Source organism: Agromyces sp. NPDC004153 (assembly GCF_053603635.1).
In genome coordinates this window covers 392,157-406,203 of the sequence record NZ_JBSGFY010000001.1, presented here as the reverse complement: position 1 = coordinate 406,203, position 14,047 = coordinate 392,157, and the positions used below count along the sequence as shown (strand labels likewise).

Annotated in this window: 14 protein-coding genes; 10 read left to right on the top strand and 4 right to left on the bottom strand. The window is 71.1% G+C overall.

The features are described from left to right. Positions 1–93 precede the first annotated feature (93 nt). Positions 94–561, top strand: coding sequence for a 5-(carboxyamino)imidazole ribonucleotide mutase (purE, locus tag ACWEOH_RS01875; protein WP_452031821.1), 468 nt, complete (start codon positions 94–96; stop codon positions 559–561). Further along, entirely contained in the window at positions 558–1,922 is a 1,365-nt protein-coding gene (locus ACWEOH_RS01870; protein ID WP_452027738.1) for an LCP family protein, read from the top strand. Before purE ends, ACWEOH_RS01870 begins: the two co-directional genes overlap by 4 nt. Positions 1,923–1,955: 33 nt before the next feature. On the opposite strand, the gene ACWEOH_RS01865 is transcribed toward ACWEOH_RS01870, so the two are convergent. Further along, positions 1,956–3,098 carry a glycosyltransferase gene (locus tag ACWEOH_RS01865; RefSeq protein WP_452027736.1) on the bottom strand — a complete coding sequence of 381 codons (1,143 nt, stop codon included), beginning with the start codon at positions 3,096–3,098 and terminating at the stop codon, positions 1,956–1,958. Between the two features lie 174 nt (positions 3,099–3,272). Between ACWEOH_RS01865 and rffA the strand changes: the two genes are divergently transcribed. The 3 genes from rffA to ACWEOH_RS01850 are packed head-to-tail and all read left to right on the top strand — an operon-like array spanning position 3,273 to position 6,702. After that, the gene (gene rffA / locus ACWEOH_RS01860) at positions 3,273–4,427 is read left to right on the top strand and encodes a dTDP-4-amino-4,6-dideoxygalactose transaminase (protein ID WP_452027734.1); all 1,155 of its coding nucleotides are present in this window, start codon (positions 3,273–3,275) and stop codon (positions 4,425–4,427) included. Then, a complete protein-coding gene (locus ACWEOH_RS01855; RefSeq protein ID WP_452027733.1) occupies positions 4,424–5,668 on the top strand; it encodes a rhamnosyltransferase WsaF family glycosyltransferase in 1,245 nt (414 codons plus the stop codon). The genes rffA and ACWEOH_RS01855 overlap by 4 nt, the downstream gene beginning before the upstream one ends. Continuing rightward, positions 5,665–6,702: a glycosyltransferase family 2 protein gene (locus tag ACWEOH_RS01850; protein ID WP_452027731.1), complete on the top strand. Its 1,038-nt coding sequence runs from the start codon at positions 5,665–5,667 to the stop codon at positions 6,700–6,702. Before ACWEOH_RS01855 ends, ACWEOH_RS01850 begins: the two co-directional genes overlap by 4 nt. Here the strand turns inward: ACWEOH_RS01850 and ACWEOH_RS01845 are convergent. Beyond that, complete coding sequence (locus ACWEOH_RS01845; RefSeq protein WP_452027729.1) at positions 6,695–7,654, bottom strand: glycosyltransferase; 960 nt, start codon at positions 7,652–7,654, stop codon at positions 6,695–6,697. The two genes, ACWEOH_RS01850 and ACWEOH_RS01845, sit on opposite strands and share 8 nt — an antisense overlap. A 93-nt stretch (positions 7,655–7,747) precedes the next feature. Between ACWEOH_RS01845 and ACWEOH_RS01840 the strand changes: the two genes are divergently transcribed. Both ACWEOH_RS01840 and ACWEOH_RS01835 read left to right on the top strand, forming a co-directional pair. Next, positions 7,748–7,981: a hypothetical protein gene (locus ACWEOH_RS01840; protein ID WP_452027727.1), complete on the top strand. Its 234-nt coding sequence runs from the start codon at positions 7,748–7,750 to the stop codon at positions 7,979–7,981. Next, positions 7,978–9,489, top strand: a complete 1,512-nt coding sequence (locus ACWEOH_RS01835; RefSeq protein WP_452027725.1) for a glycosyltransferase family 2 protein — start codon at positions 7,978–7,980, stop codon at positions 9,487–9,489. Before ACWEOH_RS01840 ends, ACWEOH_RS01835 begins: the two co-directional genes overlap by 4 nt. Before the next feature lie 67 nt (positions 9,490–9,556). Here the strand turns inward: ACWEOH_RS01835 and rfbD are convergent, their stop codons facing one another. Then, positions 9,557–10,408 carry a dTDP-4-dehydrorhamnose reductase gene (gene rfbD / locus ACWEOH_RS01830; RefSeq protein WP_452027723.1) on the bottom strand — a complete coding sequence of 284 codons (852 nt, stop codon included), beginning with the start codon at positions 10,406–10,408 and terminating at the stop codon, positions 9,557–9,559. A gap of 4 nt (positions 10,409–10,412) precedes the next feature. Next, a complete protein-coding gene (gene rfbB, locus ACWEOH_RS01825; RefSeq protein ID WP_452027721.1) occupies positions 10,413–11,408 on the bottom strand; it encodes a dTDP-glucose 4,6-dehydratase in 996 nt (331 codons plus the stop codon). A 113-nt stretch (positions 11,409–11,521) separates the two neighbouring features. Here rfbB and ACWEOH_RS01820 point away from each other — a divergent pair, with 113 nt between their 5' ends. From ACWEOH_RS01820 to rfbA, 3 genes are read left to right on the top strand one after another with little or no spacing between them, the layout of a single operon-like run. Continuing rightward, positions 11,522–12,496, top strand: a complete 975-nt coding sequence (locus ACWEOH_RS01820; RefSeq protein ID WP_452027720.1) for a class I SAM-dependent methyltransferase — start codon at positions 11,522–11,524, stop codon at positions 12,494–12,496. Positions 12,497–12,507: 11 nt separating this feature from the next. Then, positions 12,508–13,116: a dTDP-4-dehydrorhamnose 3,5-epimerase family protein gene (locus tag ACWEOH_RS01815; RefSeq protein ID WP_452027718.1), complete on the top strand. Its 609-nt coding sequence runs from the start codon at positions 12,508–12,510 to the stop codon at positions 13,114–13,116. A gap of 1 nt (position 13,117) precedes the next feature. Beyond that, a complete protein-coding gene (gene rfbA, locus ACWEOH_RS01810) occupies positions 13,118–13,990 on the top strand; it encodes a glucose-1-phosphate thymidylyltransferase RfbA (protein WP_452027716.1) in 873 nt (290 codons plus the stop codon). The last annotated feature ends 57 nt before the right edge of the window (positions 13,991–14,047 follow it).

Sequence of the window (14,047 nt, the reverse complement as noted above, 5' to 3'; positions counted from 1 at the left end):
GCCGCGGCCCTGCGCGCCCTCCGGGCATCTCACAGCACGCCGCCTTAGGATTCTCGGGTGACTGCAGCAACCACCCCGCTCGTGGGCGTCGTGATGGGTTCCGACTCCGACTGGAACGTGATGCGCGAGGCATCCGAACTGCTCGACGAGTTCGGCGTCGCGCACGAGGTGGAGGTCGTCTCCGCGCACCGCACGCCCGAGAAGATGATCGCGTACGGCAAGCAGGCCGCCGACCGCGGCCTCAAGGTGATCATCGCGGGCGCCGGGGGAGCGGCGCACCTGCCGGGCATGCTCGCCTCGGTCACCACGCTGCCCGTCGTCGGCGTGCCCGTGCCGCTGTCGCGCCTCGACGGGCTCGACTCGCTGCTGTCGATCGTGCAGATGCCCGCCGGCGTGCCCGTCGCCACCGTCTCCATCGGCGGCGCCCGCAACGCCGGGCTCATCGCCGTCAAGATCCTCGCGACCTCGGATGCCGCGCTCAGCACCGCGCTCGCCGACTACGCGACCGCCCTCGCCGCCATGGTCGAGGAGAAGAACGAACGGCTGAAGTCCACCCGATGAGCCTCGCCGCCAGCCCGATCCGCTACCCCGACCTGGGGTCGCGCACGGTCATGACCCGCCGCGCCTGGTGGCTCGTCGTGCTCAACGTGCTGATCCCGGGCTCCGCACAGGTGCTCGCGGGCGACCGGAAGCTGGGCCGGTTCGGCCTCGGCGCGACGCTCACGCTGTGGTTCCTCGCGCTCGTGGCCCTCGTGGTCTGGATCTTCTGGCCCGCCGTGATCTACACGGTCTTCTCGACGACGATCTCGCTCTGGATCGTGGCCGGGGTGCTCGCGTTCTACGCCGTGCTCTGGGCGATCCTGACCTTCGACACGCTGCGCCTCGTGAAGTTCGTGAAGACCGCCCCCTCGGCTCGCGCCGGGGTCGCGGCTCTCTCGGTCGTACTCATGGTGCTCGTCTCGGGCACGGCGGCGTACGGCGCCTACCTCGCGACGACCGCGAGCGGCTTCCTCTCGTCGGTGTTCGTCGCCGGACCGAGCGAGCCGCCCATCGACGGACGGTACAACGTGCTGCTGCTCGGCGGCGACGCGGGGCCCGACCGCGACGGCCTGCGCCCCGACAGCATCCGCGTCGTCAGCATCGACGCCGAGACCGGCCAGGCCGTGACCATCGGCCTGCCCCGCAACATGGTCGACGTGCCGTTCGACGACGACTCGCCGCTGAAGGCGGTCTACCCCGAGGGCTACGGCTCGATCGACGGCTGCGAGGTCGACGTCTGCATGCTCAACTCGATCTACACCGAGGTCGAGCTGAAGAGCCCCGAGATGTACCCGAACGCCGTCGCCGACGGCTCCGAGCCCGGCATCGAGGCGATGCGGGATGCCGCGGAGGGCATCACCGGGCTGCCGATCCAGTACTACGTGCTCATCGACATGGCCGGCTTCCAGCAGCTCATCGACGCCCTCGGCGGCGTGACGATCAACGTGCCGGAGGACGTGCCCATCCACGCCGACGAGACCTTCACGACCGTCGCGGAGTGGATCCCCGCCGGCGAGCAGCACCTCGACGGCTATCACGCGCTCTGGTACGCCCGATCGCGTCACGGCACGAGCGACTACGACCGCATGGCGCGCCAGCTGCAGCTGCAGGAGGCCGTGCTCGCCCAGTTCAACCCGGCGAACGTGCTGTCCAAGTTCCAGGAGATCGCCGCGGCCGGCTCCCAGGTCGTGAAGACCGACGTGCCGCAGGGCATGCTCGGGTACTTCGTCGACCTCGCGTCGAAGACGAAGGAGCTGCCGATCATCGACGTACCGCTCGTGCCCGAGAACGGCGTGGATCCCGAGGATCCCGACTACGACTACATCCGCCAGCTCGTGCAGCAGGCCGTGTTCCCGCCCGAGACCGAGGAGCCGGCGGGGTAGGTCGCGCGTCGGCGACCGGCGTGGCCGACCCCGTCAGAGGTCGGCGTGCAGCTGCCAGACCCGCTCGCCGGCGTCGCGCCAGCTGAACGCACGGCTGCGGTCGTGGCCGGTGATCGCGAGCCGCTCGGCGAGGCCCCGGTCGGAGACGACCGACGTGATGGCCGCGGCGAGCCGGTCGGCGTAGCCGTGGTCGGCCATGCCGACGGGCACGCCGAGCCCGGCGCCGGCCGAGACCTCGAGGTAGGCGGTGGCGTCGGAGTGGATCACGGGCACGCCGAGGCTGAACGCCTCGATGAGCCCCGTGCCCGAGCCCTCGTCGTGACTGGGCGCGACGTACGCCATGGAGCCGCGCAGCACGACGGCGAGGTCGGCGGCGTCGAGGTCGTCGAGGTGCCGGATGCGGGACGCCGCGACGCCGAGCTCCTCGGCGACCTCCGCCACGTGCTGGTCGCCCCAGGACTCGGGGCCGAGCACGACGACGGGGACGTCGGGCACGCCGCGTCGCCCGAGCGCCGTGAACACGTCGACGAGGCCCTTGCGCGGCTCGAGCGTGCCCGCCACCGCGATGTACTCGCGGGGGAGCCCGAGGCGTGCGGCGCGCTGCTCGGCGTCGGGACCGATCACGAGGCCGGACCGCGGCGCGGTGCCGATCACGCGCACCCGGTCGCCGAGGTCGGCGACCTGCTCGAGGCGCTCGGCCAGCGCGTGCGTGGGCACGACGACCGCGTCGGCGTGCTTTCGGGCGCGCTTCATCATGCCCTTCTGCCAGGCGACGGATGCCGCGCTGACCGCCTCGGGGTGGGTCCATGGGAGCACGTCGTGCACGGTCACCACGACCTGGTTGCCGCCGGCCGTGCGGTCGTGCTTGCGCAGCGGTGCGAACAGGCTCGTGCCGTGGATCATGCCGCTGCCCGGCGAGGTCGTGATGCCGAGCTGCCATGCGGCCGCGAGCTCGCGACGGGCGAGGGAGGTCTTGTAGAGCCCGGAGAGCCCGGGGACCTCGGCGAGCACCCGGTCGTAGTCCTCGGGGAGCGACGACGACACGATCGCCTCGACCTCGCAGCCTCGCGGTGCGGTCGCCACGATCGCGCGGCCGAGGTCGCGGGTGTACCGGCCGATCGGCCCCGGGACCGGAGCCACGATCTGGTCGAGGATGACGCGCAGGGTGATCGTCACGCTGCTCCTTCCGCACCGGGTCCGTCGGTGACCTGCCCACCCTAGCCGTTCCGCGACCCGCTTTCGGGGGTGCTCCCCAGACACGGCGCCCTCGCGTCACCGGGCGGAAGAGCTGCTCCGATACACTCCGGGCAGTGGCCGGTGCCGGGCCGGTCCGGACGGGGGAGTCACGAGGTGCAGCCAGAGCTCATCCCGTTCTCCCGACCGTTCCTCGCGCCGGCCTCGCTGGAGCGGCTGACGGCGGTGCTGGGCTCCGACCACGCGCATGGCGACGGCCCGTTCACCCGGTCGGCGAGCGATCGGCTGCGCGCCATCCTCGACGGCGGCGACGTGCTGCTGACCACGTCCGGCACGCACGCGCTCGAGATGGCGAGCCGCCTGCTCGAACTCGGACCCGGCGACGAGGTGGTGCTGTCGACCTTCACGTTCTCGTCGGCGGCCACGGCGATCGCGACGACCGGCGCGACCATCGTCTTCGTGGACATCGACCCCTCCACCGGCAACATCGATCCCGATCAGGTCGCCGAGGCGGTCTCGCCCCGGACCCGGGCGATCTCCGTCATGCACTACGGCGGCACGCCGGTCGACATGGCGGCCATCTGCGCCATCGCGGCGGACGCGGGAGGCCTCCCCGTGATCGAGGACAACGCCCACGGTCTGGGCGTCCGCTCGTCGTGCGGCGTGCTGGGTCGGATCGGCACGTTCGGGGTGCAGAGCTTCCACGACACGAAGAACGTCCACGCCGGGGAGGGTGGCGCGCTCGTCATCAACGATGCGCAGCACCGGCTCCGAGCCGAGATCATGCGGGAGAAGGGCACGAATCGCTCGCAGTTCATGCGCGGTGCCGTCGACCGCTACACCTGGGTGGACTGGGGCTCGAGCTACCTGCCGAGCGAGCTCAACGCGGCGGTGCTCGACGCGCAGCTGGCGGCGTTCGACGATATCCAAGCTTCACGGCACGCCGTGTGGGACCGCTACGCCGCAGAGCTCGGCGAGTGGGCCGAGGTCGTCGGCGCCACCCTGATGCGGCCTCCCGGCGGCATCCATGCGGCGCACCTGTTCTTCGTGCTGCTGCCGAATCGGCACGACCAGGCCGACTTCATCGCGGCACTCGCCACGCAGGGCATCGTCGCGGCCTTCCACTACGTGCCGTTGGACTCCAGTCCGGCCGGGCGCCGCTATGGACGGCCCCTCCGCGAACTCGTGCGGAGCGAGGACTTCTCGCGCCGGCTCGTGCGACTGCCGCTGTGGGCGGGCATGACGATGGGCCAGGTGGATCGCGTGATCGATGCGGTCACGGCGTGGCGACCAGAGGAAGCGGAGCGATGAACGGACGACTCTCGACGGCCGTGGCGAGCCTGCGCGACGGGGGGATCCGGTCCACGGCCTGGCGCGGTGGGAAGTGGCTGGCCAACCGGCTCGACGCGTTCCGGCCGGAGCCGCTCGCGTCGGTCTACGCCGACGACCTCGTCGCGGTCGACTGGTCGACGCCGCGCGCCTTCAACGCGCGCCCGGTGGACCGGCCCTCGAGCGGGTATCGGGTCGCCTGGCTCATCACCCCACCCGGACGCACGAGCGGCGGCCACCAGAACGCCTTCCGGTTCATGAGCTTCCTCGAGCAGGCCGGGAATCCGACGACGGTCTTCCTCTATGCGCCTGCGCGCTACCCCAGGGTCACGATCGACGGCGTGCGCCGGATGATGGCGGCGACGAGCGCCTACCCCGACATCCGCGGCGAGTTCCGCGTCTACGACCCCGACACCGGCCTGGACGGGGAGTTCGACGCCGTGATCGCCTGCGACTGGGAGACGACCTACGCGGCGCACCGCCACGGCGGCGACGCGAAGCGGTTCTACTTCACGCAGGACTTCGAGCCGGCGTTCTTCCCGGCGGGCAGCGAGTATGCGGCGGCCGAGAACAGCTACCGGCTCGGCTTCCACGGCTTCTCGGCGGGCCGCTGGCTCGCCGCGAAGCTGGCCGCCGACTACGGGATGAGCGGCGACGCGTACGACTACGCCGTCGACACCACCCGTTACCGCTACGAGAACGCCGCGCCGCGGAACGAGGTGCTGTTCTACGCCCGTCCGCCGACGCCCCGCCGCGCCACCGAGTTCGGGCTCCTCGCGCTGCGCGAGCTGCACCGGCGTCGGCCCGACGTCGTCGTCAACCTCGTCGGGTGGGACATGTCCGGCTACGACGTGCCCTTCCCGTACGTCAACCACTCCGCTGTCGACATCTCCGCGCTCAACGACATCTACAATCGCTGCGCCGCCGGCCTCATCCTCTCGCTCACGAACATGTCGCTGCTGCCGATCGAGGTCATGGGCGCCGGGGTCGTGCCGATCGTGAACGACGCGCCCAACACGCGCGGCGTCCTCGACAGCCCGCACATCGAGTTCGCGCCGATGTCGCCGGGCGCGCTCGCCGATCGCATGATCGCGGTGCTCGACCGGCCCGACCAGGCCGCCCACGCCGCCGTCATCGCGAAGTCGGTCGCCGACACGGACTGGGCCGACCCCGGCGAGGAATTCGTCGCCGCATTCCATCGCGCGATGCAGGCGATCCTGTGAGCGGGACACCCCCGCGGGGCACGGGTGACGACCCGGTTCCCGACGGGGGCGACGGCGCCCCGCCTCCGTCGGTGGACGTGTCGGTGGTCATCCCGACCCTGAACGGCGAGCGATTCCTCGCCGAGGTGCTCGACGCGGTGGCCGGGCAGCGGTTCGCGGGCCGTGTCGAGACGCTCGTCATCGACTCCGGTTCGACGGATGCCACGCTCCGGATCGTGCGGGACCGGCCGGACGTCCGCCTGCACGAGATCCCGAACGCGGAGTTCGGGCACGGCCGGACGAGGAACCTGGGTGCGCGGCTCGCGCGCGGGCGGGTCGTCGCATTCCTCACGCAGGACGCCACCCCCGCCGACGATGCGTGGCTCGCCGAACTCGTGTCGCCGCTCGAAGAGGCGGGCGTGGAGGCGGTCGTCGGCCGACAGGTTGCGCGGGACACCGCGGTCCCGCTGCTCAAGTACGACATCGAGCGCGTGTTCGACGGACTCGGATCGGCGGAGGAGCCGACGATCGTCGATCGGACCGGGCTGGACGGCGCAGACGCCGACGCGGTCGGCTTCTACTCCGACGTCAACTCGGCGGCTCGCCGCGACTTCCTCGTGCGGACCATCCCCTACCGCGACGTACCCTATTCCGAGGACCTGCTCTTCGCCCGCGACGTGCTCCAGGCCGGGTACCGGAAGGCGTACGCGCCGGCGGGCTCGGTGCGTCACTCGAACGAGGTCGGAATCCGCGAGTACGCGGCGCGCATGTTCGACGAGACCGTGAGCCTGCGACGGATCGGCCACGACGTCCCGAGCTACTCGCGGGTCGGCGCACTGCTTCGCGCCGGCAGGGGAGCGCTCGTCGACACCGGGCGGATCCTGCGCGACCCCGACTACGGGATCGCCGACCGGGCGAGGTGGCTCGTGGTCAATCCGGCGTACCACCTCGCACGCTGGTCGGGCCTCCGGCGCGGCGGACGCATCGACCTCGACGACGCCGCAGGTGTCGCCCGGTGGTCGTGGGAGGCGAGGCAGCGGCGCGGGGTCAGGTGATGAGCGTCTTCAGCCAGCCGGGGATCATCCCGCGCCGGCGGACGAGCCCGTGCACGGTGCCGGTGGTGATCGCGAGCACCTGGGCGATGCGCTGCGGTCCGCTCACCATCGACACGATCATGCCGCCCATCTCGCGGCGCAGCACGGCACCCACCCACCGCGGGCGGCGCAGCACGTTGCGCAGCATGAGGTCGATGTTGTTGCGGGCGATGTAGTAGCGGCGGAACGGCGAGTGGTACTGGTACGTCGCGATCCGGCCGCTCTCGCGGTGGCGCATCGGGATGCCGAACGGACGGAGCTCGGCGCGACGGCCGATCGAGTGGCGGATGTCGGTGCCCTTCGCCACGGCGATGCGGAATCCGCGGTCGCGCACGCGCAGGCAGTACTCGGTGTCGACGCAGTCGATCACGAGGCGCTCGTCGAACAGCCCGCCGTGCTCGAGGCACTCGCGGCTGATGACGAAGCCGGTCTGGATCGCCTCGGGCACGAGCCCGAAGCCCTCGGGCGACACCCACGTTGGCAGGGCAGGCGCGCCGTTCACGGCGTCGACGGCGACGATGCCGAGGCGGGTGACCGGGTTCGCCGTCGCGAAGAGGCCGAGCGCGATGGCGACGTAGTCCTCGGGCAGGTCGGTGTCCTGGTCGACGTTCACGACGTAGTCGGCGCCGTCGTCGAGCGCGACGCGCACGCCGGTGTTGAGCGCCGCCGCGATGCCCGCGTTGCGCGCGAGCCGGTGCACCTCGATGCCCGATTCCGTCGCGTCGGCGAGGACGGCGTCGGCCGACGGTCCGGAGCCGTCGTCGACGACGATGACGCGATCGACCTGACGCGTCAGGTCGCGCAGTCGGCCGACGACCCCGTCGTCGGGGTGGAACGTGGGCACGACCGCGATGACGCGGGGGGCGGATGCTGCGACGGGCGGGCTCTCACGGGGCGGTCTCGTCGAGGGCATTAGGCTAGTTTACGACCGCCGACGAGAGGAACTGGATCCATCGTGACCAACGCCCCGAGCACTCGATGGCCGGACACCCGGCCCGATGCCCGCGTGAGCTCCGAGGCGGAGCTCGCCGAGGAGCGCCTTGCCTTCGCCGATCGCATCATCGGCCTCGAGGAGCAGGTCAGGGAGCTGCAGGCCGCGAGCCGGCTGACTCCGACCGAGACGGTCGCCGCCGAGGCGAACCTCGCAGGGATCAGGTCGTCGCTCACCTGGCGCGCCGGTCGCGTGGTCACCCTCCCGGTCCGCGTGCTGCGCGTCGTCAAGCGCCGAGTGCTGGGATGACCGCGGATCCCGCGCTCGCGGCGCGCGTCGAGGCCTGGATCGACTCGGCCGGCCACTCCGCCGACGAGGTCGTGCGCACGGCCCGGGCGGTGCTCGATGCCGGTTTCGATCCCTCGGGCGTCCGGGTGGTCGTCGACGAGGTCGCCCACGAGGACACGTCGGAGATGATCCGCGGCGCCGAGTCCGTCGGCGTGTCCATCCTGTCTGCGGATGCAGCCGACCTGAACGAGCGGTTGGCCGCCACCCGGGCGGACTTCCTGTTCGTCGTCCGCTGGGGCACGGTCGAAGGCGACCTGCTGCCGAAGGTGGTCGGCTACCTCGACCGGTTCCCCTCGATCGACATCACGTACGGCGACTCGAAGACGGACCTCGGGATCCCGCTCTTCCGCCCGCTCTTCTCGCCGATCCGGCTGCGCAGCAACGACTACCTCGGCCCGGTGGTCGCACTGCGCGTGGCCTCGCTCCTCCGCCTCGGCGGCTTCCGGCCCGAGGCGCGTCGCGCCCAGATCCTCGACGTCGTGCTCCGCGCCGACGCCGCCGGCCTCGTGGTGAGCCTCGACCCGCAGGTGCTCGCCACCGAGGACCTCGCCCGCGACGAGTTCGCCGGCACGTCGGCCGCGCAGGCGGCGGTCGTCGCGGCCCACCTCGAACGCCTCGGCGTCGGCGCGGCGATCGAGGAGATCGAGCCGTTCGTTCGCCGGGTGCGCTACGAGATCGTCGACGAGCCGCTCGTCTCGATCGTCATCCCGACCCGCGGCGGCAGCGCGCAGATCGCGGGCGCCGACCGGGTGCTCGTCGTCGAGGCGATCCGCGGCATCGTGGAGCGCTCGACCTACCCGAACCTCGAGTTCGTGGTCGTGGCCGACGCCGAGACGCCCGATGCGGTCGTCGACGACCTCGAGGAGCTGTGCGGCGACCGCCTGCGGCTCGTCCTGTGGGATGCGCCGTTCAACTTCAGCGCGAAGATGAACCGCGGTGCCGTCGCCGCGAGCGGCGAGTACCTGCTGCTGCTCAACGACGACGTCGAGGTGGTGAGCGACGACTGGATCGAGACGATGCTGGGGCTCGCGCAGCAGGACGGCGTCGGCATCGTCGGCGCACAGCTCTACTTCGAGGACAGCACCGTCCAGCATGCCGGCCAGATCTACACGGGCGGCGTGGCCGGCCACGCCGCCTTCGGCTGGGTCGGGGGCCGGGACGACTCGATCAAGTCCATGACGACCGACCACGAGGTCTCCGGCGTCACGGCGGCCTGCGCCCTGATCGCCCGTGACCTCTACTTCGAGCTCGGCGGCTTCACGCTCGCCCTGCCCGGCAACTACAACGACGTCGACCTCAACATGAAGGTGCGCGCGACGGGTCGCTCGGCCGTGTTCAGCCCCTGGGCGCGGCTCTACCACTTCGAGTCGAAGACCCGCGATCCGCGGATCCTCGAGAGCGACCTCACGACCCTCCAGGGACGCTGGTCCCGTCGCATGCAGGTGGAGCTGTACTCCCGCATGCTCTGACCGATCGGGCGGCCGCTCGAGGCCGCCCGATCGGTGCCGCCGGGGGCGACCGTGGTCGCCCGGTCGGTCAGGACGTGGCGACGGCGCCCGTCGCGATCGCGTCGGCGAGCGCCTCGCGCCACGGCCGCATCGGGTTCAGGCCCGCCGCGGTCCACGCGTCGTGACCGAGCACGGAGTAGGAGGGCCGCGGCGCGGGTCGCACGAAGGCGCTGCTGTCGGTCGGCGTGATGCGCTCGGGATCGAGCCCCGAGTCCTCGAGCACGGCCCGGGCGAACTCGAACCACGTCGCCTGGCCGGAGTTCGTGCCGTGGTAGATCCCCGTGGGGGCGTCGGCGTCGAGCATCGCCACGAGCTGGGTCGCGAGGTCGGCGGTCCACGTCGGCTGCCCGAGCTGGTCGTCGACGACCGACCACGTGTCGCGCGACGCCGCGAGCTGCAGCATGGTGCGGGCGAAGTTCGGGCCGTGCTCGCCGTAGAGCCACGCGGTCCGCACGACGTACGTCCCGTCGGGATGCGCCTCGAGGGCGAGCTCCTCGCCGGCGGCCTTCGTGCGGCCGTAGGCGTTGATCGGGTCGCGGGGGCGATCCTCGGCGTACGGCATCGTGGCCCGGCCGTCGAAGACGTAGTCGGTCGAGATCGTCACGAGGCGTGCACCGAGGTCGGCGGCCGCCGCGGCGAGGTTCGCCGGTCCGGTCGCGTTGGCGGCGTAGGCCTCCGACTCGTGCGTCTCGGCGTCGTCGACCTTCGTGTACGCGGCGCAGTTCAGCACGACGTCGTGACCCCGCACCGCGGCCGCGACCGCCGCGGCATCCGTCACGTCGAGGTCGGCGCGGCCCAGGGCGGTCACCTCGCGGCCGGCGAGGACCGCCTGCAGGTCGCGCCCGAGCATGCCGGACGCCCCGGTGATCAGGTAGCGCATCGGGTCACTGCCCCTGGGCCTTGTAGCGGGCCTCGGTCGCGTCCTTCTGGGGCGCCCACCACGACTCGTTGTCGCGGTACCACGCGATGGTGTCGGCGAGGCCGGACTCGAAGTCGGAGAACTGCGGCTCCCAGCCGAGCTCGGTGCGCAGGCGCGTCGAGTCGATGGCGTACCGCAGGTCGTGGCCGGGACGGTCGACGACGTGGTCGTAGGCGTCGGCCGGCTGCCCGAGCTGCGTGAGGATCAGCTCGACGACGTCCTTGTTGTTGCGCTCGCCGTTCGCGCCGATGAGGTAGGTCTCGCCGATCTCGCCCTTGTCGAGGATGGTGAGCACCGCGGAGGAGTGGTCGTTCGCGTGGATCCAGTCGCGGACGTTCTCGCCCTTCCCGTAGAGCTTCGGCCGCTCGCCGCGCAGCACGTTCGTGATCTGCCGCGGAATGAACTTCTCGACGTGCTGGTAGGGCCCGTAGTTGTTCGAGCAGTTGGAGATCGTGGCCCGGACGCCGAAGGAGCGGACCCACGCCCGCACGAGGAGGTCGCTGCCGGCCTTCGTCGACGAGTAGGGGCTGGACGGGTTGTAGGGCGTCGTCTCGGTGAACTTGGCCGGATCGTCGAGCTCGAGGTCGCCGTAGACCTCGTCGGTCGAGATGTGGTGGAACCGGCGGTCGTGCCGGCGCGCCGCCTCGAGCAGCGTGTAGGTGCCGATGATGTTCGTGTCGAGGAACGGACGCGGGTCCTCGAGCGAGTTGTCGTTGTGGCTCTCGGCCGCGTAGTGCACCACCGCGTCGGCGTCGGCGAAGAGCTCGTCGACGAGCGCGGCGTCCTGGATGTCGCCCTTCACGAACCGGAACCGGTCGGCGGGCAGGCCCTCGAGCGAGGCGAGGTTGCCGGCGTAGGTGAGCTTGTCGAGCACCGTGACCGAGTGGTCGGTGTGCTCGAGCAGGTAGTGGACGAAGTTCGAGCCGATGAAGCCGGCGCCGCCGGTCACGAGGATTCTCATGGGTTTCGGATGTCTCCTGACGGTGATTGGGGCCGATCGAGTCTACCGGTTCGTGCCTGAGCGCCATCGGCGAACGACTCGCCGGGCCGCTAGGCTGGCGGGATACCCGATCGATGGAGTCCGTGCGTATGACGATGATCGACGGCACCCATGGCGTGCCGGCTCGTGCCGACCTGCATTCGTCGTGGCTCGGCCCGGCCTCCTACTGGCAGCCCGCGCATGTGGTCACCTCCGCCTGGCTCGAGCACGCGCCGTTCGCATTCTGGCTGGTCGACGAGCTGCGTCCGCGGTCGATCGTCGAACTCGGCACGCACTTCGGCTTCTCGTTCTTCGTGTTCGCGGAGGCGGCCCGCCGCCTGGGCCTCGACGCCGAGCTGTACGCCCTCGACTCCTGGGAGGGCGACGACCAGGCCGGGTTCTACGACGAGGACGTGTACGAGGCGGTCCGCACGATCGCCGAGCGGGACTATCCCGGGTCCACGCACCTCCTGCGCGGGTACTTCTCGGAGTCGCGCCAGGCGATCGCCGACGACAGCGTCGACCTGCTGCACATCGACGGGCGGCACGGCTACGAGGACGCCCGCGAGGACTACGAGCAGTGGCGGAGCACGGTGCGCGACGGCGGGGTGATCCTGTTCCACGACATCGCCGAGCACGGTGAGGGATTCGGCGTCTGGCGGCTCTGGGACGAGCTCGCGCCGCGGCATCCGTCGTTCGCGTTCGCGCACGGCCACGGACTCGGCGTGCTCGGGGTCGGGCCGACCAGGAGTCGCGGCCTGGCCGCCCTCTTCGACGCCGACGAGGCGACCGCGCGGGAGGTCCGTGCCACGTACTCACGGCTGGGCGCCGTCGTCACGCGGCAGGCGCAGCTGGAGGCCATGCCGGCCGAGGTGGACTCGCTGCACGCGCTCGTGGACGCCCTCAGGCACGAGGTCGAGCACACGCGCGACATCGTGAGCCAGCGCGAGGCCGTCATCGAGGACTACCGCACCAGCACGAGCTGGAAGGTGACGCGTCCGCTGCGCGCCGTGAGCTCGCGCCTCGGGCGTGACCGGCCCGACGCAGCACGCCCAGGCGAGCCACGGTAGGCTTGCATCCCGTGCAGATCCGCGAACTGAAGATCCCCGACAGCTACGAGATCACGCCTCGGCAGTTCCCCGACGAGCGCGGGGTCTTCCTCGAGTGGTACCGCTTCGATCGCCTCGAGGAGGCCGTCGGCCACCGCCTCGACCTGGCGCAGGGCAACACCTCGGTGTCGAAGCGCGGCGTCGTCCGCGGCATCCACTTCGCCGACGTCCCCCCGAGCCAGGCCAAGTACGTGACTGCGACGCATGGCGCCGTGCTCGACTTCGTCATCGACATCAGGGTCGGGTCGCCCACGTTCGGCCAATGGGACTCCGTGCTGCTCGACGACGTCGACCGGCGGGCGATCTACATCGCCGAGGGCCTCGGCCACTGCTTCGTCGCGCTCACCGACGACGCCACCGTCAGCTACCTCGTGACCTCGACCTTCAACGCGGAGCGCGAGCACGGCATCGACCCGACCGACCCCGAGGTCGGCCTGGCGTTCACCGTCGACGCCGACGAGCTGCTGCTCTCGCCCAAGGACACCGCGGCGCCGAGCCTCGCGGAGGCGGCCGCATCGGGCCTGCTCCCCACCTGGGCGGCCGCGCGGGCCTACTACGACGAACTCAACGGGAAGGGCTGACATGCGCGGCATCATCCTCGCCGGCGGCTCCGGCACGCGGCTCTGGCCGATCACCAAGGGCATCTCGAAGCAGCTGATGCCGATCTACGACAAGCCCATGGTCTACTACCCGCTGTCCACGCTCATGATGGCGGGCATCAACGAGATCCTCATCATCACGACCCCCGAGTACAACGAGCAGTTCCGTGCGCTCCTCGGGGACGGGTCCGCGCTCGGCATCCGCCTGGAGTACGCGGTGCAGCCGAGCCCCGACGGCCTCGCGCAGGCGTTCATCATCGGCGAGGAGTTCATCGGCGACGAGTCGGTGGCGCTGGTACTGGGCGACAACATCTTCCACGGCACCGGCCTCGGCTCGGCGCTGCGCAAGCACAACGACATCGACGGTGCGCTCATCTTCGCCTACCAGGTGAGCGACCCGACCGCGTACGGCGTCGTCGAGTTCGACGACCACTTCACGGCGCTGTCGATCGAGGAGAAGCCAGCCGAGCCGAAGAGCAACTTCGCCGTGCCGGGGCTGTACTTCTACGACAACGACGTCGTCGGCATCGCGAAGACGATCGAGCCGAGCGCACGCGGCGAGCTCGAGATCTCGACGGTGAACGAGCGGTACCTCCAGGCGGGCAAGCTCAGCGTGCAGGTGCTCGACCGCGGCACGGCGTGGCTCGACACCGGCACGTTCGAGTCCATGATGCAGGCCTCCGAGTACGTCCGGGTGATCGAGGACCGCCAGGGCTTCAAGATCGGATGCATCGAGGAGATCGCCTGGCGCGCCGGATGGATCGACGACGCGCGACTCGGCGAGCTGGCAGCACCACTCGTGAAGAGCGGGTACGGCGCGTACCTGCGCACGCTGCTCGCGCAGGCCTCGGCCTGATGGGCTGACCGCCGGCGCGTGCGCGGCGCCCGGGGGCGTGGCGGGTCGCGGGGCGTC

What these genes read in the sequence shown, in the direction of transcription:
- rfbD (WP_452027723.1), bottom strand. Translation starts at nt 10,408, where the DNA reads ATGCGCTACCTGATCACCGGGGCGTCCGGCATGCTCGGGCGCGACCTG.
- ACWEOH_RS01870 (WP_452027738.1), top strand. Translation starts at nt 558, where the DNA reads ATGAGCCTCGCCGCCAGCCCGATCCGCTACCCCGACCTGGGGTCGCGC.
- ACWEOH_RS01820 (WP_452027720.1), top strand. Translation starts at nt 11,522, where the DNA reads ATGGAGTCCGTGCGTATGACGATGATCGACGGCACCCATGGCGTGCCG.
- ACWEOH_RS01845 (WP_452027729.1), bottom strand. Translation starts at nt 7,654, where the DNA reads ATGCCCTCGACGAGACCGCCCCGTGAGAGCCCGCCCGTCGCAGCATCC.
- ACWEOH_RS01855 (WP_452027733.1), top strand. Translation starts at nt 4,424, where the DNA reads ATGAACGGACGACTCTCGACGGCCGTGGCGAGCCTGCGCGACGGGGGG.
- rfbA (WP_452027716.1), top strand. Translation starts at nt 13,118, where the DNA reads ATGCGCGGCATCATCCTCGCCGGCGGCTCCGGCACGCGGCTCTGGCCG.
- rfbB (WP_452027721.1), bottom strand. Translation starts at nt 11,408, where the DNA reads ATGAGAATCCTCGTGACCGGCGGCGCCGGCTTCATCGGCTCGAACTTC.
- ACWEOH_RS01835 (WP_452027725.1), top strand. Translation starts at nt 7,978, where the DNA reads ATGACCGCGGATCCCGCGCTCGCGGCGCGCGTCGAGGCCTGGATCGAC.
- purE (WP_452031821.1), top strand. Translation starts at nt 94, where the DNA reads ATGGGTTCCGACTCCGACTGGAACGTGATGCGCGAGGCATCCGAACTG.